The following is a 20,550-nucleotide window of genomic DNA, read 5'->3' on the forward strand; positions in this document are numbered from 1 at the left end:
GCCGGCCTCACGCGGCGCCGCGTGAGGCGATGTGGGCGAGCAGGGGGGCGCTGCCGTCCTCGGCGGCGATGGCGCGGGCGAGTTCGGCCGCGCGGCGGTGGTGGGACGGCTCGGACACGCAGGCCGTGATCGCGTCGCCGAGGGCTTCGGCGGTGAGGTCCTGGAACGGGATCGAGCGCGGGGCGACTCCCAGTCCGCACAGGCGGGCCGCCCAGAACGGCTGGTCGGCCATGACGGGGACCGGCACGGCGGGTACGCCGGCGCGCAGTCCGGCCGCGGTGGTGCCCGCCCCGGCGTGGTGGACGACGGCGGCGGTGCGCGGGAACAGCCAGTCGTGCGGGACGTCGCCGACGGCCAGGACGTCGGCGCCGCGGCCGCTCACCTCGGCCCAGCCCGCCTGCACGACCGCGCGCACGCCGGCCCGTTTCACCGCCGCGGCCACCAGTTCGCTGAGCCGTTCTCCCTGCCCCACCGCCATGCTGCCGAACCCGATGAACACCGGGGGCGGCCCGGCCTGGAGGAAGTCGGCCAGTTCGGCCGGTGGGTGCCAGCCGTCGGGGCGTGCGGGCCACCAGTAGCCCGTCACGTGGGCCCAGGACGGCCAGTCCTCGGGGCGCGGTACCACCTGCGGGCTGAAGCCGTGGAAGACCGGGCGGACGTCCGCCGAGGCCGGGGACTCGGCCGGTAGGTCGAGGCGGGTGCGCAGTGCGGTGACGGCGCCCGCGAAGACCGCTTCCGCGCGTCTGAGCACGTCCCGGCCGGCGGCGAGATTGCCCTCGGTGCCCAGGTCGTCGGTGCTGTGGGCGTTGGGCAGCGGGAACCGTCCGGTGGCGAGGGCCGGGACGAGGTAGGTGCCGAGGACGGGGACGCCGAACGCTTCGCCGGCGGTGCGGCTGAGCGGTGCCGGGCCGGAGGCCGTGAGCAGCAGGTCGGCTCCGGCCGCGACGGCCTGTGCCACTCCGTCGGCGAGCCCGTCCGCGTACGCCCTCGTCAGCGCGCGGGTCTCCTCCCGTGATGTGGCCCGGGCCCAGTCCCGGATGAGCTGTTGCGGGTCGCCCGGCATCGGCCGGTGGTCCAGTCCGCAGCCGGCGACGAGTGCCTGGAAGGAGGGGTGGGCCGCGACGGTGACGTGGTGGCCCGCGTCCCGCAGGCGCCGGCCGAGGCCCGTGTAGGGGGCGACGTCTCCGCGTGAGCCGGCGGTGATGATCAGAATCCGCATGGGGGCGATTCTCCCCGCCGGCCGGGCGTCGTCGCTCGCCGGCTGTGACCGCCGGGTTCAGGGCTCGCGGGTGATGCCCGCGAGCCTCGTTCTCACACCCGGCCGGCATCTGCGCCGGTGACGGTCTCGCTGTCGGGTGCGAGGGGGAAGATCTGGTCGAGGCCGACGATGTGCAGGATGCGCATCGTGTGGGCCGGTACGGCCGCCAGGACGATGTCCGCCTGGGCGGCGAGGGCGTGGTTGCGGGCAGCGAGCAGTGCGGTGATGCCGCTGGAGTCGCAGAACTCCATGCCTGCCAGGTCCAGGACGAGACGCTGGCCCGGCCGCACGGTGGTCAGGGAGATCCGTTCGCGCAGTTCGTCGGCGTGGGCGTAGTCGAGTTCGCCGAAGACCGCCAGAACCGGACCGGTTGCGGCGTCACGGGCGGTGATCTTCAGCGGGCTCATGAGCTGCTTGTGGGGTGCGGGTCGGCTGCCGGGACGCCCAGGGCCAGGACGGCGGTGTCGTCCTCGAGGCCTGCGCCGAAGCCGTCCAGCAGGCCGGTCAGGGCCCGGACGACCGTGCGGGGCGGCTGCCCGGCGTGCCGTGCGGCGAAGCCGAGCAGGGCGTCGTCGCCGTACAGGCTCGTGCGGTCCTGGCCGGTGCGGGCTTCGGTGAGGCCGTCGGTGTAGAGCAGGAGGGTGTCGCCCGGGCCGAGGACGGTGGTGGCGGTGGCGAAGCGTGCCGTGGGCAGGACACCGAGGAGGAGGCCGCCGGGGGTGGGCAGGAAGCCTGCGGTGCCGTCGCTGCGCAGGACCAGGCAGGGCGGGTGGCCGCCGGAGGCGAGGTGGACGGCGACCTGCCCGGTTGTGGCGTCGGGGACGAGCGTGCCGTAGATCGCGGTGCAGTAGCGGGGGTCTCCGCTGCCGGCGTAGCGCTCGTGGAGCACGGTGTTCAGCGTGGTCAGGGCGGAGACGGGATCGGCGTTGTGCAAGGCGGCGGCACGCAGGGTGTAGCGGGTCAGGGAGGTGAGTGCGGCGGCCTGGGGGCCCTTGCCGCACACGTCGCCGAGGAAGAATCCGGAGCGTTTGCCGTCGATGGGGAAGACGTCGTAGAAGTCGCCGCCCAGCCGGTCGGGCGATGCCGTGTGGTAGTAGGCGGCCGTCTCCATCCCCGCCAGCTTCGGCAGGGTGTCGGGCAGCAGCGACTGCTGGAGCACGGCGAGGGCTTCCTGCAGCCGCGCGCGGTCGGCTTCGGCCTGCCTGCGCGCTTCCTCGGCCGCCTTCCGGCCGCGCAGGAGTTCCTCTTCGTAGGCCCGGCGGTCCCGGGCGTCGAAGACGGTGGTGCGGATGAGGAGGGGCTCGCCCATGCTGCCCTGTTTGACGACCGAGGAGACCAGCACCGGTATCCGGCCCCCGTCGGCCTGCTTGATGTCCAGGGCGATCCCGCTGATCTCGCCCTGCATCCGCAGCAGCGGCGCGAAGTGGGTCTCGTGGTAGAGCCTGCCGCCCACGGTGAGCAGATCGGCGAAGTGCATCCGGCCCACCACCGTCTCGCGTTCCCGGCCGATCCAGGCCAGCAGCGTGCCGTTGATCTTGGCGATGGTGCCGTCCATGAGCGTCGACAGATACCCGCACGGGGCACGGTCGTACAGGTCCTCGGCACTGTCCTCGAGCAGCGCGGCGAAGGCCGCGGTGTCGAGTGTGCCGTCGTCCGCGTCCTGCGGGTCGCCCTGCTGGTCGGCGCGGCACATCATCGCAGGTCCCCCAGGAAGGCGAGGATCGCCTCGTTGGTGGCTTCGGGCGCGGACAGGTGCGGGCAGTGCCCGGTGGCGTCCAGGGTGACCAGAGTGGAGCCGGCGATGGCGTGGTGGACGTAGGCGCCGACCTCGCGCGGGGCGATGGCGTCCTGGGTGCATTCCAGTACCAGCGTCGGCACCCGCACGCTCTTCAGGTCGTCGCGTGAGTCGGACAGGAACGTGGTCCGGGCGAAGACGCGTGCCATGTCGGGGTCGGTGGCGCAGAAACTGTTCTTCAGCTCCACACCCAGCTCCGGCCGCTCCGCGTTCCCCATGATCACCGGGGCCATCGCCGCCGACCAGCCCAGATAGTTCGACTCCAGCGACGTCAGCAGTTCATCGATGTCCTCGGCGCTGAACCCGCCCCGGTAACCGTCGTCGTCGATGTAGCGCGGAGACGGCGCGACCATCACCAGCGCGCCGATCCGCTCCGGAGCCATGCCGGCGGCGAGGACCCCGATCATCGAGCTGACCGAGTGCCCGACGAACACCGCGTCGCGCAGGTCGAGCGCCTCGCACACCTCGACCGCGTCGCGCGCGTACCCCTGGAGCGACGCATAGCGCTCCTCCGAGAAGGCGGTCGGCTCCGAACGGCCCGAGCCCACGTAGTCGAACAGCACCACCCGGTAGTCCCGGGCCAGCGCTGGAACCGTCGACCGCCACATGTTCTGGTCACAGCCGAACCCGTGCGCCAGCACCACCGCACGCCCCTCGGGGTTGCCGGTGACGGTCACATGGTTCCTTCGGGCAATGTCCATGACCACAGTCTCTCAATCCTCGAACCGCGCCCTCGGCACGCCCGAGCAGCTCAACTCCCCGGCATCAGCCGGGCCAACCGTTCCGCCGCCCCGGTCCGGCGCGTGACGACTCGCGTCCCTTCTGAAAAGCGGCCGGATGCTACAGGGGCCGGCGTCCGGAGAGGGCGCCGCCCGGGTCGTCCGCCAGGGCGATGCGGGCGGTGATGCGTTTGCCGACCGGCTCGCGTTGCGCTTCGAAGCCCTGGGCGACGGCCATCACGATCTCCAGGCCGTGCTGGCCGACCCGGCCGGCGTCCGCGGCCCGGGCGACCGGCAGCACCGGCTCGGAGTCCCACACGACGACCTCGACCGTGCCACCGGTGATCTTGAGGTCCAGCAGCACCGGTCCCGGAGCGTACTTACGGGCGTTGGTCACCAGTTCGCTGACCACCAGCTGGGTGAGGTCCATGGCGCGCTGGGAGACGGGCAGGCCGTGTTCGGCCTGGACCCGGGTGAGGAAGGCGGCTGCCAGGTGACGGCCCTGGGCGATGTCCGTGCCGTCTCCGACCAGGGCGGCACTGGTCTTGATGACCGGCCTGTCCGGCGCCGCGCCGTCCGCCGACGCCGGGTCCGGTTTCCTTACGAGCGTCATTCGCCCCCCCCCAATCACAACATCCCCGCGCGTGTACCCGGGTAGTCGCGGTTCATGCGGCGGCGGATGTCCGACGGCGCTGGATCGCACCAAGGGTCCACACGGCTGCCTGTGCGCCCCCTCTTTTTTCAGCCCTGCCTCTCACGGAGCCGGACCATGGCGGCCTCCAGCTCCTGGAAGGCCATGTCCTCGTCCTGGGCCGAACTGCGCTGCGTATGCAGCAGGCTGTCCCGCCCGGCACGAATCCGTGCATAGAGCTCGAAACGACGCAAGACTTCCTCGATCAGATCGTTCGAGGCAGGACACTGAGGCGGCACGGCGTGGCCTTTCCGGCATGACGGTCAGATCGCCGACCAGACTTCCCGGCACACCACACACCTCCCGGCGTGACGGCAGCAACCCTACCTGCGATCCCCGCAGCTACGCCCCGCTGCTCCGGGCCGAATCGTGGGGGCCGCACTATGCCGGATCGGCGTGGTGCGGGTGGGTCACACGCAGGGCGAGGAGGGCGACGTCGTCGCCGGGCGCGTCGCCCGCGACGCGGTCCACGATCGTCTCCAGCAGTTCCTCCAGCGGGCGGCCGCTGCCCTCGCGCAGGAGGGCGCAGGCGCGCTGGATGCCGGCGTCGATGTCCTGGCCGGGGCGTTCGACGAGCCCGTCGGTGTAGAGCAGGAGGGTGGCGCCGGCGGGCAGGTGCAGGCGCCGCTGGGTGCGGTGGTGGCCGTGCAGGCTGGGGTGGAGCAGCAGGTCGTGGCCGTCGAGTTGCTCGCAGGAGAGGCCGGGCCGGGCGAGCAGGGGGGCGGGGTGGCCGGCGTTGGTCCAGGTCAGGGTCCAGCCGTCGGCGGCGGGGGTGAGGTGGGCGTGGACGAGGGTGCCCGACAGGTCGAGGTCCAGTGCGGTGTTGGCGCTCTCCAGTGCCTGGACGGCGGTCACGGGGCCGCCGTCGGGGTGGTCGTGGTCGGCCTGGCGCAGCATGCTGCGTGCTTGTCCCATCAGGGTCGCGGCGCGCATGTCGTGGCCGGTGATGTCGCCGATCGTCACCGCGAGCGCGGCGGCTTCGCCGTCGGGGGCGCGCTTGAGGGTGAAGGCGTCGTACCAGTCGCCGCCGACCATGTCCTGCGCGGCCGCGGGGCGGTACAGGGCGGCCATCTCCAGGCCGTCGACGGTGGGCAGGTCGGTGAGCATGGCCTCCTGGAGCTGGCGGGCGACGTCGATGCGGTCGTCGAGGAACAGGGCCCGCTCCAGTGCTTGCGCGGCGTAGCCGCTGACGGCGTACAGGACCGCGCGTTCGGCCACATCGGGACGGTGGGGGGTGTCCCAGGCCAGGGCGAGCGCTCCGAACGTGCGGTGGGTGCCGGTCAGCGGCAGGCACACCATGGAGGCGAAGCCGAGGCTTTCCCAGCGGGCGGCCGCGTGACGGCCGTAGGCGGCACGGACTTCGCCGGCGCCGTGCACCTCCACCAGGCGCTTGTCCTGCACGGCGCGGGCCGTGGGCCAGGCGCCGCCGTCCGGGTCGACCTGCGGCGCCTGGGCGTGGGCACGCGGCTGCCTGCGGGCACGGGCCGGGCGGGATACGGGTTCGAGGCTGAAGCCGACGTAGACGGGCTTGAGATCGCTGGTGATCAGCTCACCGACCTGGGTGCGGACCTCCTCCACCCCGGTGGTGTCGGCCAGGACTTCCGAGGCCCGCAGCACCAGCTCGGAACGCGCCAGGAGCGCGGCGGTCTCGGCGCGGGCCTCCTCGGCCTGCCGGGAGACGATCCGCAGCCGCAGTTCCGCTTCGCACGCGGCGGCCAGGTCCTCGAGCGCCTGCACCTCCCGCTCGCTCCACCGGCGCGGGCGGGGATCGACCGCGCACAGCGCGCCCAGGACGACACCGCGGGGATCAGTCAGCGGCACGCCCATGTAACCGGCCGCGTGCAGGTGGGTGACCACCGGTCCGCTGAGCGTCCGGGGATCGGTACGGGCATCGGCCACCACCAGCGGGGCGCCGGATTCCACCACGTACGCGCACACGGAGTCGGCCAGTGCGGCCTGCCGGGACACCGACCACGGCCGGCCCGCCCCGGCCATGCCCGGGAAGACCTGCCGGCCGTCCTCGGCGAGCGCCACCAGCGCCACCGGCACATCCAGCACGTTCGCGACCAGCCGCGCGAACCGGTCCATCGCCGCGTCCGCCGACGCCGACAAACCGGTTCGTGCCAGTGCGGCCAACCTCCCGGCCAGAGCCGCGTCCCTCTCGCCCGCCACCGCTATGCGTCCTGTCCTGCCGCTCCGGAACACCGCCAGAGTAAGCAGATACCCCGGCCACGATCAGTACTCCCCCTTCCCCCCGCGAGCCGTCTGTCCACGCCGTCGCCCGGCGGCTTTCCCGGGCTGTCCCCGGGCCGTGCCGCCACCAGCCCACCACTCCCGCACGGTGAGCCGGGGCTCCCCTTGACCGGACTGGGTGTTAACCGGACTGGGTGAAAAAGCGGCTCACTGCGCTGATTTCGCTGTCCACGGCCGATTCGAGCTGCGGCGACAGGGGTTCGAACGGGTGCACCGTGATCGAGCGCCCCGCGTCGCGGCGCGCCCAGGTGGCCACGGCCAGGCCGTCGGCGACGACCGTGGGCCGGATGATCCCGCCGCCCGGCCAGACGCGGGCCTGGTGCGCCACGGGCACGCAGACGTCGCGGGTGCGGTAGGCGAGCAGGTAGTTGTCGTAGGCGGGGAGCATCCGCACGTCCGGAGCCTCGGCAGCGTCGGGAGTCTCGGGCGGGCGCTCCCGCTCCCCCGCCTGCCCGGCGAGCGTGGTGAGGTCGCCGTCGGACGTGAGCACACCGGCCCGCGCCAGCGTGCCCCAGGCCCGGCGGGCCCAGGAGATCGGCAGCCCGGACCAGACGGCGAAGTCCTGCGCGCCCGCCGGCGCATGCGCGGCCAGGTAGCGGCGGGCCAGCTCGGCGAGAGCGGCGTCCGCGTCCCACGGGGCGCCCCCACCGCGGGCGGGCAGCCAGTCGTCGAGCAGCACATACGTGGCCTCACCGGCGCGCCGGGGGCCGTGGCAGAGGATGCCGGTGAGTGCGGCGTGGCGGATCAGGTGGAAGGGCGCCTGCCCGTCGGGCGGGATGCCGAGACCGGTGAGGTGGCCGGTCAGCTCGGCCCGGGTGAGGGGGCCGTGCGTGGTGAGGACCTGCCGCAGGAGGTGGTCGGCGCGCCGGCGCAGATCCTCGTGCAGGCCGAGCTGGTGGTAGCGGCGGCCGGTCGCGGCAAGGATCCGGGGGGCGAGCAGCCGCAGGATCCAGCGGGCGTCCTCGCCGCGGACGGTGTGCAGGGTGCCGCGCAGGTACCAGCCGCGGACGATGCTGCGCTCCTGCTCGTACGCGGTGCGCACCGCGGATGCGGTGATGTCCCGCCCCCTCACCCGGATGCCCAGGTCAGCGGCCATGGCGTCCTGGGCCTGGAGGGCGCAGACCCGCCGGAGGACCGCCTCGGCCGAAGCCTCCCGCACCCCGCCGGCCAGGGCCTGGGCACAGGCCCGTCGCCGGCGGAGACTGTCGTGGTCGAGCATCGGCTGTGCCCCTCGTCCGGCGCGGTCAGGAAACGGCTTTGTCGAGGATGCCAGCGGGGCGGGGCACTTGGGCGCCCGGGAAGCCGGTGAAGGTGCCAGCGGGGCGGGGCACTTGGGCGCCCGGGAAGCCGGTGAAGGGGAGCAGACGCCGGCGGCGAGACGACGACCGGGCGCGAGGCCCCCGTAGGGGGCGGTCACCGCGGCGGAGTCCCCCACGGCACACCGGGCCGGAGGGAGCGGGCCCGCGGGCGGACACCCTCGCTTCGCACGGTCTACGTACGCCGTAGGTACGGTTGGGAGGGTTAGGATCGGGGTTACGAGAGGCGTCGCGGAGGTGCTTCATGTCCGAGTTGTTCCACGCGGTGGATGCGCTGGTGGCGTCACGGTCCCCGCTGCCCCCGCCGGCGGAGCGCAGGCGGTTGCGCCAGGCGCATGCGCTCACCCTTGACGAAGTGGCCGCCGCCCTGGGTGTGCGACGCGCGACCGTCGGAGACTGGGAGATGGGCAAGACCGAGCCGCGGCCGCCGCAGCGGGAGGCGTACGCGCGCCTGCTCAAGCAGCTCACGCAGCTCTATCCCGCCCCTGAGAGCACCGGTGCGTCAGGAAAGGACACCAGTCCAGCGCTCAGCGCGCCGTCCGCACCCACGGGAGCGGCTCCTGAGACCGCAGCCCCGGCCCCGCCCGACGCCTCCGCCCCGCCCGCCGCCTCCGCGCCCGCGGGCGGCGCTGCTGCTCCCGCACCGGCTGCGACGTCAGGTCCGGCGCCTTCTGCCCGGCCCTCATCCGCCGCACGTCGCCCGTCGGGTGCGAAGGCCGCCCCGGCGCACGCCTCCGTGCCCGGCGGCGCGTACGCGCACGGTCCGCTGCTCGTCCTCGACGCAGACGCCGAGCGGAACGTGACCGGTTACGGGGTCGGCGGCCTGATCGTGGACGTGCCCGCCAAGTCCCTGCCCGCCCTGGTGGAATGGACGCTCGCAGAAGGCCGGCTCGGGGCGGAGCGGCTGCACAGCTCGGGCAAGGACGCCGATCCCCTGCTGGTGCTCACAAAGGCGGCGTGCGAGCGCTACGGCCTGCCCGCCGAGCTGTCGCACGAAGAGCGGCTTTCCGGGCGGCTCCCGGAGGGGCACAAGGTCGTCAAGCAGCTGCAGCGGGCCGAGTGGCAGCTGACCAAGCGGGGGCTGGGACCGTGGGCGCGGATCTACCGCCCCGCCCAGGGCGGCCGACGGCGGTGCGTGCAGGTGTGCATCCCCTCCTGGCACGCCCTCGACGACCGCGCGTGGGGCCATGCCGCGCAGCTGGAGCCCGCGGAGCTTGCGCGGGTGCTGGGCGTGTACGCGTCCAGGGTGATGACGCCGGTCGGGTCCACCGCGGTAACGGGGCTGCATCTGATGACGGCGCTCAACCCGCCGACCCGCGCCGGCGCCCCGGACGCCGACGGCAAGCGGCACCGCGAGCACCGGCCCGGCTCCCTGGGAACGCAGCCCCTCGACCCGGCGCCGTGCGAGGCGCCCGACGGACACCCGGTCCTCGCCGACCTTCCGCGGTTCCATGTACGTGGCCCCGGCGAGAAGCTGTTGGAGGAGGCCTACGACTGGGCGCGGGAGATGACCGACGAGGAGTGCATGCGACGCCACTTGGTCGGGATCGACGTCAACCTGGCGTTCGGTGCGGCCGCCAACGGCGCTGTCGTCGGGCTGGCCGCGCCACCGGTGCACGTCACCGACCCGGCGTTCGATGCGGCGCTGCCCGGCTCCTGGCTGGTCGACCTCTCCCACGTCGACCTGAACCGGGTGAAGGTGGGCAAGCAGTGGCGCGACCTCGAGGGCGCCCTGCTCCCCAGCCCGTTCACGCCGACCGGCCGGCCGCCCGAGGGCCCCGCCTGGTACGCCACGCCCACCGTGGCCTACGCCGTCGAACTCGGCTACGACGTCGCGCCTCTCGAGGCGTGGGTGCGCCGCGAGAGCGGCCGGTTCCTGGACGGCTGGTACAAGCGGCTGCGCGACGCCTATGTCGCCACCATGGCGGACCTGGGAGTGAGCGAGAAGCTGTCCCCGGCCGAGTTCCTCAAGGCGATGGACGGCTACCGCAGTCGTGACCCGGAGCTGGCGCTCGTTCTCGGCGCCGTCAAGATGACCGTCAAGGGCGGCATCGGCAAGCTGCAGGAGAGGGCGCGCGGCGGCGGCTGGAAGCCGGGGCAGGCGTGGCCCGCCCTGGCACGGCCCACCTGGCGCCCCGACATCCGGGCCACCGTGATCTCCCGGGCCCGGATCAACATGCACCGCAAGATGGCCGCCCTGGCCGCGGCCACCGGCCGCTATCCGGTCGCGGTCCTCTCGGACTGCGCCGTGTACGCCGCCGACGGGCCCGGCCCGCTGGACGTCCTGCCCTACGGCGCCGACGGCAAGACCGTACCCGGCAGCTTCCGGCTCGGCGTCTCCCCCGGGATGGTCAAGCACGAGGGCACCCAGAGCGTGCTGTGGGGCGCCGACGTGCTCGAGCGCCTCGCCGGCGACGGCCACGTCGCGAACCTCGCCCGCTACATCAAGACCGGCGAGGTCACCGCCAAGGACACCGGAGAATAGGACGGTCACGGCGATGGCGACGGTCGGCGAAGGACTCGACAAGGCGGTCCAGGGCGCGTTCACGCGCCCCATCCCGAAGACCGCCGGGGCACAGATGCGCTATCTGGTCAGGCAGCACCGGCGCAGCACCCGGCGCGTGGCCGAGCTGCTCGGGATCAGTCAGCGCACCGTCGAACGCTATGTGAAGAACCAGATCAAAAAGCCCCGGCCGGAGCTCGCCGACCGCCTGCAGCGTGAGGTCCGCGTGCGCTGGCAGCCGCAGATCAGGGCCAAGGCGAAGCAGGCCGCGGCCACCACCGGCGGCATCATGATCGACGTCCGCGCCCGGTTCGGCTACACCGCCGCCCCCGGCAGCACCGACGACGCCCGCACACGCCACCTCACCCTCGCCCTGCCTCCCGGGCACGCCGCACGCCTCTTCCAGGCCCAGGAAGCCGGCCTCACCGAGGACCGGCTCCGCCAGATCGCCGCCGAAGCCCTGGGCGAGGTCTACTTCCGCGACAACGGCCGCCGCGCCCACGGACTCGAAGTCGAACTCACCGACCTGATCGACCTCGAATTCGAGCTGTAGCAGGACTTGGGCCACCACGGCCGCGCACGACTCGTGGCCGTGGGCGGTCCCCAGATGGCCAGCTCTGCCAGCAGTCATGCGTCCGATCACTCGGGACGCAGCCGGATCACCCGGGTCCAACGGCCTACGGGTGCGCCCGTCCGGGCCATCAGTGATAGCGACCGGCCCAGGGCCGGGTGAGGGTGGACACACCTCGTCACCTCTGCCGTCCTTTAAGGGAGCACCTCGATGTCCGGACGCCACACCGCCATCCGCAGCCTGCACGATCTGGGACTGGCAGCATGGTTCGGCGGCTCCCTGATGGGCGCGGTCGGTCTCAACGGCGCGGCACGTCAGGAGGGCGCCACGGATGCGGCCAGGGCACGGATCGCGTCGGCCGGCTGGGCCAAGTGGATGCCGGTCAGCGCCGCCGCGATCGGCGCCCACCTGTACGGGGGAAGCGGCCTGCTCGCCGTCAACGCCCACCGCCTCGCCAAGCAGAAAGGCGTTGCCGCCTCCTCGGCGGCGAAGACGGCCGTCACCGCCGCGGCACTGGCCGCCACCGCCTACGCACGCGTCCTCGGCAGACAGATCGAACTGGCCACCTCCGTCGACCCCCAGGATCTCGCGGAGGCGGCCCAGCACCCCTTCGACGCCGACAGAGCCCAGCGCCACCTCGCCTGCGTGCAGTGGGTGGTGCCCGCTCTCACCGGATGCCTGGTGGTTCTCAACGCCCTGCAGGGCGAACAACAGCGGCCCCTCGAACAGCTGCACGGCATGTGGGACCGCGCCCGTTCCGCCGTCCCGCTCATGCACTGACCCGCAGGGGGCGAGCCCGGGGCGGCCCTTTGCACCCATCGTCGACACGCGACGAGAAGGCCGGTGCCCCGCGGAGACTGTCTCCGCGGGGCACCGGCCTGTCAGTGATCAGCCCTGGGTTCCGCCCTGGGTGTTGCCGGAGCCGCCACCCTGGGTGCCGCCCTGGGTGTTGCCGTTACCGGCACCCTGGGTGCCGCCCTGGGTGTTGCCGGAGCCGCCACCCTGGGTTCCGCCCTGGGTGTTGCCGTTACCGGCACCCTGGGTGCCGCCCTGGGTGTTGCCGTTACCGGCACCCTGGGTGCCGCCCTGGGTGTTGCCGTTACCGGCACCCTGGGTGCCGCCCTGGGTGTTGCCGCCCTTCGGCATGGCAGCAGCGTTCTTCGACGAGGCGTTCTTGCTGCTGTTGCTGTTCTTGCTGTTGCTGGTGTTGTTCTTGCCGTGGTGCTGCTGGTGGTGGCTGGCGTGCGAGGCGCTGTGGTGCTGCATCATGGGCGCGGCCTCCGCGCTGGCGACACCGAGGGTTCCGGCGGCGATAGCGGCGATGCAGGAGATACCGGCGATACGGGCGGCCAGGTGACGACGGGCGTTCAGCATGAGAAATCCTTCGGAAGCTGTTCGGGGGGACTGGGGCCGGTCGGCCTTTCGTGTATTCAGTTCAGCCCGCCCGGCCGCTCCCGTACGTCCCCCGACCGGCCCACCCACCGGCTGACCCGCACCTCCACCGGTGCGGAGCCCCTGCTGGGCGTGATGCCGGCACCCGGTGCTGCCGATCGTCCGGGCCGCGGACGCCGGCCGGGTCGGCCGGCACGGCCTGGAGATCGTCATGGCCGACGACGTGGCATCCGGCCGTTCCAGAGGAGCATCAGACCCGTGGGAGGCCCGCAGTGGGCGTCTAGGCCATCAATGCCACCGCCATGGCGATCAACCCGACCACCATCAGCGCCACCACCAGCATGATCAGTACGAGCGGTACTGGCCCCCACCCCACGCGCAGCTCAGGCTCCGAATAGGAGATCGCGGAGGTGGCGCTCGCCTCAGCGGGAGGGGTTTCGCCAGGGCTCACCCCACGGCCCGGGGCGGGTTGCGGGGTTCGACTGGGCTCGCGAGGAAGCGGCATGGGCTCGTTCCTCTCCGCTTTCTTCCGGGCCTGGGCCCTGTCCGTCGATCGTGAGGTGAGGCGGTGGGCGCGTACGGACAGCTGGTCGAGCCGAGCCTCCAGGATCCGCACGATCGCCCTGCGCTCGACGTGCTCGCCAGCGCCCGGCGAGCCGATCTGCTGTTCCAGCCCCCCCGTCAAGGCGTTTCGTCGTATCACTGTCGCCACCTCCCCGGCGCGGGAGCACAGGCACAGATCCCGGTCGATGCCCCTTGTGGTGAGTTCGTCCTCGGCAGGCTTCCCCTGCCACGACGCAGAGGACAACGGTGGTCATCTGCGGCTCCGTCCGCCACCGCACAGAGACAAGGCAGCACGACAGCAGCGGCCGGAATGTGCGGGCGACCTGGCCCCAGATCGCCTTGGAGCACCACCTACCCGGAAACGGATAAAGCACGCAGAACGCTGATGTGGTGCGCACCGTTCGGCTCATGTGGCGCGCATCGTTCGGCCGGGCCGCCGGCCGGTGTCAGGTGCCGTTGGAGCCGCCGCTGGTGTGGCGCTGTCCCGTACCGCTGCCGTGCCAGTCGAGGACCATCAAGGTGGCATCGTCGGACAGGGATCCCCGGCAGGCTGTGTTCACCGCCGAGGTCAGGGCCCGGACCACGTCACGGGGGTGCTCGTCGCGGGTGGCGTGGACGAGGGCGGGCAGGTCGACGGCGGCGGCCGCGCGATCCCGCATGCCGTCGGTGAGCAGGATCAGGCGGTCACCGGGCTCCAGACGCAGCTGCTGTACCTGGTAGGCGACCGGGGCGGGCACTCCGAACGGCATGTTCACCCTGAGGGTCAGCTCCTCCACACTCCCGCCGCGCAGGCGCAGCGGCCAGGGGTGGCCGGCGTTGACCAGTTCGCAGATGCCGGTTTCCAGCTGGACGCGCAGCAGTTGGCCGGTGGTCATGCCGCGGCCGTGACGGGTGATCGCCCGGTGGGCGGCGTAGGCCTGCTCGATCAGGCCGCGCCCGGCACGGCGGGCACCGCGCAGGGCGTTCACGGTCAGCGTGGCCAGCAGCGCGGAGGCTGTGTCGTGCCCCATCGCATCAGTGATCGACAGGTAGAGGGCGTCCTGGTCGAGGGCGTAGTCATAGGTGTCGCCGCCGATCTCGTCGGCCGGGATGAGGCCGCCGACCAGGGTGAAGTGCGCCGCCTCGCAGCAGGACGCCGAGGGCAGCAGCTGATGCTGGATCTCCGCGGCCAGGCTCATCGTGGTCGTGCGCCGGCCCCAGTGGTAGAGGTCGGTGAAGCGGCGGTCGGTGGCCACGATGTACGCCAGCGCGTGCGCGGCCTGCGCCACCCCGTCTCGCACCGCGTCGTCCGCCTCGGGTACGACCATCTCCAGGACGCCGAGGCAGTCGCCGCGGTTGGTCACCGGGGCCACCAGCCGGAAGCCGCCTTCTTCGTCCGGTTCCTGGTGCAGGCGCTGGGAGCGCAGCACCTGCTCGTGAACGCTGCCCGACAGCTCGCGTCTTTGTGTCTCACCGCGTCTCTGGGCGGCCGTACCGGCTCTGGGCAGCCGTACGGCCTCCTGCCCGATCATGTCCACGAGCCAGAACGACACCTCGCTCGCCGAGAACCGCTTCTCCAGATTGCGGGCCACCACGTCGACCGACTCCACCGGCGCGGCGTCCTCCGCCGCCCGCAGCACCTCATCCAGGCCCAACCCCTCACCGTCCAGCACAGGCACCTCCCACCCGTCCCGGATTCCCGGCGAGCCCGTCCTGGATGCCAGTCCCCGGCGCAGATCGTGCGGGCCGCCCCTTCGCTGCCGGGTACGGTCGGAGCTCCCCTTCGAGCGCAGGGCAGGCTAAGCGCCGTCACACTGTGGGCGAGGGCGCCGGTCTCGCAGGGGGACGACGTGCGCCGAGCGGGCGGTGCCGCCGAACCAGGCGACATGGGACCCTTTGCGCACCGGTTGTCCCACGGCCACTGGGTACCCGGGGGCGGAATATCCGCTCTCATGCCGAGGTGACTGGAAATGACCACTTCTCGCGGGCCGGCCATGGAGACCCACCCCGACATCGTCGACATGCGCGCCCGGCACGAAACGGCCGAACGCGCCACGAGCACCCCGCAAGGCCAGGCCGTCGGCACGCTGGCCTTCCTCACCGGCATCTACCTGGCAGCATCGCCGTGGATCACCGGGTTCAACGGCCTGTCCACTCTTGCCGTGAACAACCTCCTCGTGGGCCTCGCCTACGCCCTGCTGATGAGCGGCGGCTTCGGCCGGGCCTACGAACGCACCCACGGCATGGCCTGGGGAGCCTGCGCCCTGGGTGCATGGACGATCATCGCGCCCTGGGTCGTGGCCGGCGACGTCAGCACCACCAAGACCATCACCAACAACGTCATCACCGGCGCCGTCGCACTCCTGCTCGCCCTGGCCGCCAGCGCCGCCGCCCGAGCAGCCGAATCGTCCCGCATGCACCGGGGAGCAGCGGCGACCCGCTCGTCCTGGACTCACAGCTAGGCCGTTCTTGCCGGTGCCACCATCCGGCCCCGTACGCGGGCGTCGAACTCAAAAGCGTGAGGAGGCAGTCCACGATGAGCCAGGCCAGAACGAGTTGGCCGGATCTTCCCCAGTGGGGGCGCACACTCACCTCCGCACTGTGCCGCCTGCCCGGGGCCGAGCAGGTCAGCAGGGCCGCCGAGAACGCACTGGACCAGATCGGCGCGATCTCCCCGGCAGGCCGCCGGATGGCGGTCTACGCCGGGGCCGGAGTGCTCGGCGTGACCGGGGTGGTGGAATGGCCGGTCGCTCTCACCGGCGCGGCCGTCGCATGGCTGACCCAGCCGCGGCCAGCACAGCGAGCGCAGCCCGAACAGCAGGCGCAGCGCGATCAGCGAGCGCAGCCCGAACAGCAGGCGCAGCCCGAACAGCGAGCGCAGCCAGAACAGCGAGCGCAGCGCGATCAGCGAGCGCAGCCCCGTGCCGGAACAGCCGCGGCTGGGGAGACGGTGACGGAGCACAAGACCCCCACCCCGGGCGCTCCCGGCCCGACCGGGGCGAAATCCAGCGGCGCCCGCTCGGGTGCCGGCGACAGGTTCCCGCCCTCCCACTTCCACCACCGTGAGGGCCACGTACACGAGCAGCCCGCCAAAGTCGGGGATGCTCCCACGACCCGGGGGCTCAGGCAGGTTGCGGAAGCATCCGCGCACCACAGCGCAGCGTCGCCGAGAGAGCACCCCTGACACGGCCTGGGCCCCGTACCGCGCGGTACGACGCGCGGTACGGGGCTTCGTACCGTACGAGCGTGGAGCACCGGCAGCCGTGGCCCAGCGACTGTTCGCGCAGTCCTCGGTCCAGGACAGGCGAACCGAGCAGCGTCGCCCCGGCTGAACAGCGGGTACACGGCCCGCTCCGCCGGCCGCGTACCGGCGTTTCGCCCCGGGTGGTGGGGGCTACTCGCAGGCGAAAGCCGCGCCGCGGCCGGCGGCAGCGAGGCGGGCGGTCTTGCTGCCGAAGCAGTGCGTGCCGAGGGGGGCCACCGACAGAAGGCAAGGGGATGGTCGCGATGACCGTGACCACGCAGCAGGGCGGCGGAGGCGGCTCCAGCGGCCTGTACGACGTCCTGGAACTCGTCCTCGACCGCGGGCTGGTGATCGACGCGTTCGTGCGGGTCTCCCTGGTGGGGATCGAAATACTCAAGATCGACATTCGGGTCGTGGTCGCCAGCGTCGACACCTACCTCCGCTTCGCCGAGGCCTGTAACCGCCTCGATCTGGAAGCCGGGCCCCACAAGCCGGCCGGGCTCACGGATCTCACCGGAAAGCTCACCCAGTCCGGGGACGGACAGCTGTCCGAGTCCGGCAGCCGGGGCAAGGCCAAGGGCGCACTCTCCGGCGCCGCGGAGACCATGTCCGACGCCTTCAACCAGGCACGTGGCGAGGGCCGGGAGCGGCAAGGTGAGCGGGCCCCGCGCAGGAGAGAGGAATGACGGACGGGCACCTACGTCTACGGGATCATTGATCTGCTCGCCCACCAGCGCGTACCGGACGAAGCCGGAACCCATGGCGTGGTCCTGCCGATGCGGTGCGCCGGCATCGCGTCCGCCAGGGACGAAGGCGGCACCGCGGCGGCGTTCGGGAACGCGGCAGTCCAGCCGAACGGTTGACCCAGCCGGGCCTTGCCCTGCCGCCGCGCCCGGCACGGGCGCCGAACAGGTCGCCCAACGGCACACCCGGATACCTGTGGATGCTGAGCGCGGGGCGCCCCTGGCTTCAGCCCCCGCACTCCCCCTGGTGCCCCGGCCCGGGAGACTCTCAGGGCACCCGGTCATGACGAAACCGGTCGCAACCTGTTTAATATTCTCCAAACCCCTGCCGGAACTGCGGCGCTGCGTGCGCCGCAGCGATGATCCGTCGTGCCCGCAGACAGCCGGGAAGGGGTTTGTAGTGACCTGCACATCCAGCGGAGATCCGGCAAGGCCTGACTGGCGCGATCGTGCGGCCTGCGTCGGAGAGGACCCCGACATCTTCTTCCCGCTCTCGGATCTCCTGGCTCCCGATGCGGAGGCGTCCCTGGCCCGAGCCATATGCCGCCGCTGCCCTGTGATCATCGACTGCCGCACCTGGGCACTCGACCACGGTGAGGACGACGGCATCTGGGGCGCCACAACCGCCGCTCAACGCCGCTCGATCCGACGCGCAATCACGGAACCCGTCCGCGCGACCAGGCGCCCCCGCGACGAGCCGGAGGAAAGCGGCGAGTTAGCAGCCCTCCCCCGGCTACCGGGCCTCCCGACTCCCCCGGCCTATTCGTCCTCCATGGGGCGCAGGGCGCCGGGGTCACCGAACACGATCATGGTGTCGCCGGCCTGCACGACGGTCTCGGGATCAGGGTGGGGTTCCAGCGAGCCGTCGGCGCGGCGGATCAGCAGGGGCAGCGCTCCCCCGCAGGCCTGGCGCAGAGGCCTGCCCACCAGGCGGGAGCCGGCATCCAGGCGGATCTCCTCGATCCGGACATCGGAGCTGCCGGCCCGGGTGAACTCCAGGAAGTCCACCACGTGCGGGCGGACCGCCAGCAGCGCCATCCGCCGGCCGCTGGTGATGTAGGGAGAGACCACGCTGCTGGCGCCGGCATGGGTGAGGCGTTCGGCCGACGCCGCCTCCGAGGCGCGCGAGACGATGGCCAAAGAGGGATTGAGGGAGTGGGCGATCAGGGTGATGTAGACGTTCTCGGCGTCCGAGTCGACCGCGCAGACCAGGCCGCGGGCGTGGTCGATGCCCGCGCGGCGCAGCACCTGCTCGGAGGCGGCGTTGCCGATCAGGTAGGGCACCCGCTCCCGCTGCAACTGCTCTTCCAGGGCGGCCTTGTTCTCGATCACGACGAAGGGGACGCCCTCGGCCTCGAACTCGCGCGCCACGGCCTGGCCGACCCGCCCGTAGGCGCAGACGATGAAATGGTCCCGCAGCGCGTCGATGCGATGCTGCATGCGCCGCTTCCTTCCCGCAGGCCCGAACCGCCCTTCCACCAGCGCCGTCCCGATCAGCCCCAGGACCGCGACGAAGACGGCGACACCCACCACCGCCAGCGCGGCGGTGAAGAGCTTGCCGGCCTCGGTGAGCCGGTCGGCGCCGGAGAACCCTTCCGTGGTCAGCGTCATCACCGTCATGTAGACGGCGTCCGGCAGGGGGAACCCGAGCAGCGAAAACCCGCCGACGCCGCAGGCGAGCAGCGCCAGGAGGGCGAACGCCGCCAGGAGCACCCGCCGCCCTGTACCGCGTGGCGGCCACACAGCACCTCCTGCCCCTCGCCTTGTCTTCAGTGTCCTCACCGGGCATCGGGGAGCAACACGGAGCGGCACGGAGCGGCGCCCTGAGGATGGGCGGGTACGCCGAATGTGCGGTGCCTGCACGCCGCAAGGGGATGCGCCACCGGTGGGCGGCGCCTTCAGTGCAGGATGCTGACGGCTCGCGCGATCACCAGGAGCGAGGTCAGCAGGGCGGAGATGCTCTGGATGCCCATCATGGCCTTGGCCCGGGTCGACAGCGGCATGGTGTCGGTCGGGCTGAAGGCGGTGGAGTTGGTGGTGGACACGTACAGGTAGTCCATCAGCGTGGGGACCCAGTCCGAGGTGGCACTGGCACCGTCGGCGACTTCCTGGACGGCGTCGTCGTTCTCGTCCTGGGAGAAGCGGAAGTCCGCCAGGGGCAGGGCGGAGCGGGGTGCCTGGGTGCGGCTGACCGGGCCGCCCCGGTCCAGCTCCCAGTAGGCCAGCCCGAAGACGATGATGTTGGTGAGCCACACCTGCAGTGCGGCCACCAGCAGGGACCGGCCGTCTTTCACCCCCGCGTAGAGCAGCTCATGGATGAGGATGGCCAGCGCCACGAGGTTGCTGACCGCGATGACGCCCACGAGCGTCAGCGACAGCACGCGGAACGTCTTCGTCTGCCGGGTCAGCCGTTTGGGGTTGATCGCGATGAGCGGGATGAGCAGCAGGCATTCCAGGGCGGGCAGCACGTAGCGAGGAGCGATCAGCAGCTGCTGCGGCAGCACCAGGTACAGGGCGATCGCGGCGAGGGTGGCGACCACCGCCGGAAGCCGTGCCTCTCCCCTGCGCTCATGCCTGGGATGCCTGGTACTGGCCTGTGCCCGCGTACGCGCCATACCCCTGGCCTTCCGGTCGTTCCCGCACGGACCGTGCCACGGCGCCTCGCACCCCTTGCGCGCGTGTCGGGCGCCGCGCACCACCAGCGTGTACCCCGAAGCCCGAGGCCAGTGCCTGCGGCTGTGGGAGCCTGGGAAGTTGAGGACGTGAAGGGCGACGTGGGCTGGGCGCGTGCCGGCTGCGAGGTGACCGTCCGCCCGTCACAGCCCACAGTCCGCGTCGGGGACCCTGACGCGGACTGCCGGCCGCAGGAGCGGTGAGACGACTTCTCAGCGAGGTTGATCAGCTCCTCGGGGCCGGGTCAGACGCCGGGGATGCGGGCGCAGACGGCCGTGACGGTGACCTGGACGGGGAACTGGCTGGCGTTGCGCAGGGTGCCTCGCCAGGTGCGGCTGCCGGTCGGCTCGGTCTCCATGAGGTACACGCCGCTGCTGATCAGGGGGGTCTCGGAGACACCGCCGCCCGTGACCACCGTCCCGGAGGGACAGGTGGCGGTGATGGTGCACAAGCCGTCGGGGTTGCACGTCTGGGTGTTGGACACCTGCACGTAGCGGGCAGGCTGCTGGGCCTTGTGGTGAGCGGGATCGGCCGCCGCGGCGGGCGTGGCCGTGCTCAGGGCGAGGAGGGCCGGCAGGGCCGCGAGGCCGGCGGCCCACACGCCTCGGTAGCGGGGAAGCGGACTGAAGCGGCGTCCGGCGCGCATGCTGACCTGCTTTCTGTGGCGAACTGCGTACTGGGATAAGGAGCCGTGGCAACCCGGGCGGGGCGCCTGCCTCATGGTGCGCTGGACACGCCCGGACAGCAGCACAGACACTCCCATGTCACCATCTTGTTGGGCTAAGCCTGCCGCGGGTGGCTCGCCGGATCGGGGCATCTGCCCGCGGGGCCTCGACGTTCGGCTGCGCG

19 protein-coding genes and 2 pseudogenes are annotated in these 20,550 nt (G+C 72.3%); 8 read left to right on the top strand and 13 right to left on the bottom strand.

The features are described 5' to 3' along the window. Window positions 1–7: 7 nt before the first annotated feature. From PV343_RS11920 to PV343_RS11950, 7 genes are all read right to left on the bottom strand, one after another. The gene (locus PV343_RS11920; RefSeq protein WP_319146826.1) at window positions 8–1,219 is read right to left on the bottom strand and encodes a glycosyltransferase; all 1,212 of its coding nucleotides are present in this window, start codon (window positions 1,217–1,219) and stop codon (window positions 8–10) included. A gap of 92 nt (window positions 1,220–1,311) precedes the next feature. Then, window positions 1,312–1,665 carry an STAS domain-containing protein gene (locus PV343_RS11925; RefSeq protein WP_319146827.1) on the bottom strand — a complete coding sequence of 118 codons (354 nt, stop codon included), beginning with the start codon at window positions 1,663–1,665 and terminating at the stop codon, window positions 1,312–1,314. Further along, a complete protein-coding gene (locus PV343_RS11930; RefSeq protein ID WP_319146900.1) occupies window positions 1,662–2,951 on the bottom strand; it encodes a PP2C family protein-serine/threonine phosphatase in 1,290 nt (429 codons plus the stop codon). The genes PV343_RS11925 and PV343_RS11930 overlap by 4 nt, the downstream gene beginning before the upstream one ends. Continuing rightward, window positions 2,951–3,754 carry an alpha/beta fold hydrolase gene (locus PV343_RS11935; RefSeq protein ID WP_319146828.1) on the bottom strand — a complete coding sequence of 268 codons (804 nt, stop codon included), beginning with the start codon at window positions 3,752–3,754 and terminating at the stop codon, window positions 2,951–2,953. Before PV343_RS11935 ends, PV343_RS11930 begins: the two co-directional genes overlap by 1 nt. Before the next feature lie 139 nt (window positions 3,755–3,893). After that, window positions 3,894–4,385 (bottom strand): ATP-binding protein, encoded by a 492-nt coding sequence (locus PV343_RS11940; protein WP_319146829.1) that lies wholly within the window; start codon window positions 4,383–4,385, stop codon window positions 3,894–3,896. A gap of 459 nt (window positions 4,386–4,844) precedes the next feature. Continuing rightward, a complete protein-coding gene (locus PV343_RS11945) occupies window positions 4,845–6,668 on the bottom strand; it encodes a SpoIIE family protein phosphatase (protein ID WP_415923487.1) in 1,824 nt (607 codons plus the stop codon). A gap of 169 nt (window positions 6,669–6,837) precedes the next feature. Next, window positions 6,838–7,935: a winged helix DNA-binding domain-containing protein gene (locus tag PV343_RS11950; RefSeq protein ID WP_319146831.1), complete on the bottom strand. Its 1,098-nt coding sequence runs from the start codon at window positions 7,933–7,935 to the stop codon at window positions 6,838–6,840. Between the two features lie 341 nt (window positions 7,936–8,276). Here PV343_RS11950 and tap point away from each other — a divergent pair, with 341 nt between their 5' ends. The 3 genes from tap (at window position 8,277) to PV343_RS11965 (ending at window position 11,886) form a co-directional block, all read left to right on the top strand. Beyond that, window positions 8,277–10,517 (top strand): telomere-associated protein Tap, encoded by a 2,241-nt coding sequence (gene tap, locus PV343_RS11955; RefSeq protein WP_319146832.1) that lies wholly within the window; start codon window positions 8,277–8,279, stop codon window positions 10,515–10,517. 13 nt (window positions 10,518–10,530) lie between these two features. Then, window positions 10,531–11,088 (top strand): telomere-protecting terminal protein Tpg, encoded by a 558-nt coding sequence (gene tpg, locus PV343_RS11960; RefSeq protein WP_319146833.1) that lies wholly within the window; start codon window positions 10,531–10,533, stop codon window positions 11,086–11,088. Between the two features lie 228 nt (window positions 11,089–11,316). Then, window positions 11,317–11,886, top strand: coding sequence for a hypothetical protein (locus PV343_RS11965; RefSeq protein ID WP_319146834.1), 570 nt, complete (start codon window positions 11,317–11,319; stop codon window positions 11,884–11,886). A 108-nt stretch (window positions 11,887–11,994) separates the two neighbouring features. Here PV343_RS11965 and PV343_RS11970 read toward each other — a convergent pair whose 3' ends face one another. Next, window positions 11,995–12,480: a hypothetical protein gene (locus PV343_RS11970; RefSeq protein WP_319146835.1), complete on the bottom strand. Its 486-nt coding sequence runs from the start codon at window positions 12,478–12,480 to the stop codon at window positions 11,995–11,997. Window positions 12,481–12,643: 163 nt separating this feature from the next. Here PV343_RS11970 and PV343_RS11975 point away from each other — a divergent pair. Next, window positions 12,644–12,715 (top strand): annotated as a pseudogene (locus tag PV343_RS11975) (ATP-binding protein); the annotation flags it as partial. Window positions 12,716–12,778: 63 nt separating this feature from the next. Here PV343_RS11975 and PV343_RS11980 read toward each other — a convergent pair. Continuing rightward, the gene (locus PV343_RS11980) at window positions 12,779–13,003 is read right to left on the bottom strand and encodes a DUF6480 family protein (protein ID WP_319146901.1); all 225 of its coding nucleotides are present in this window, start codon (window positions 13,001–13,003) and stop codon (window positions 12,779–12,781) included. A gap of 505 nt (window positions 13,004–13,508) precedes the next feature. After that, window positions 13,509–14,711, bottom strand: coding sequence for a PP2C family protein-serine/threonine phosphatase (locus tag PV343_RS11985; protein ID WP_319146902.1), 1,203 nt, complete (start codon window positions 14,709–14,711; stop codon window positions 13,509–13,511). Between the two features lie 324 nt (window positions 14,712–15,035). Between PV343_RS11985 and PV343_RS11990 the strand changes: the two genes are divergently transcribed. The 4 genes and pseudogenes from PV343_RS11990 to PV343_RS12005 form a co-directional block, all read left to right on the top strand. Then, complete coding sequence (locus PV343_RS11990) at window positions 15,036–15,503, top strand: SPW repeat protein (RefSeq protein WP_387954922.1); 468 nt, start codon at window positions 15,036–15,038, stop codon at window positions 15,501–15,503. A 74-nt stretch (window positions 15,504–15,577) separates the two neighbouring features. Beyond that, window positions 15,578–16,225, top strand: coding sequence for a hypothetical protein (locus PV343_RS11995; RefSeq protein WP_319146837.1), 648 nt, complete (start codon window positions 15,578–15,580; stop codon window positions 16,223–16,225). 323 nt (window positions 16,226–16,548) lie between these two features. Beyond that, window positions 16,549–16,971, top strand: a complete 423-nt coding sequence (locus PV343_RS12000) for a gas vesicle structural protein GvpA (protein ID WP_319146838.1) — start codon at window positions 16,549–16,551, stop codon at window positions 16,969–16,971. 340 nt (window positions 16,972–17,311) lie between these two features. Next, a pseudogene (locus PV343_RS12005) lies at window positions 17,312–17,659 on the top strand (WhiB family transcriptional regulator); the annotation flags it as partial. A 128-nt stretch (window positions 17,660–17,787) separates the two neighbouring features. Here PV343_RS12005 and PV343_RS12010 read toward each other — a convergent pair. From PV343_RS12010 to PV343_RS12020, 3 genes are all read right to left on the bottom strand, one after another. Beyond that, window positions 17,788–18,741: a TrkA family potassium uptake protein gene (locus tag PV343_RS12010; RefSeq protein WP_319146839.1), complete on the bottom strand. Its 954-nt coding sequence runs from the start codon at window positions 18,739–18,741 to the stop codon at window positions 17,788–17,790. Between the two features lie 185 nt (window positions 18,742–18,926). After that, on the bottom strand, window positions 18,927–19,568 hold the full coding sequence (locus PV343_RS12015) for a hypothetical protein (RefSeq protein WP_319146840.1): 642 nt from the start codon (window positions 19,566–19,568) through the stop codon (window positions 18,927–18,929). A 377-nt stretch (window positions 19,569–19,945) separates the two neighbouring features. After that, window positions 19,946–20,347 carry a hypothetical protein gene (locus PV343_RS12020; RefSeq protein ID WP_319146841.1) on the bottom strand — a complete coding sequence of 134 codons (402 nt, stop codon included), beginning with the start codon at window positions 20,345–20,347 and terminating at the stop codon, window positions 19,946–19,948. Between the last annotated feature and the right edge of the window lie 203 nt (window positions 20,348–20,550).

Source organism: Streptomyces sp. WI03-4A (assembly GCF_033792105.1).
Classification (GTDB): domain Bacteria; phylum Actinomycetota; class Actinomycetes; order Streptomycetales; family Streptomycetaceae; genus Streptomyces; species Streptomyces collinus_A.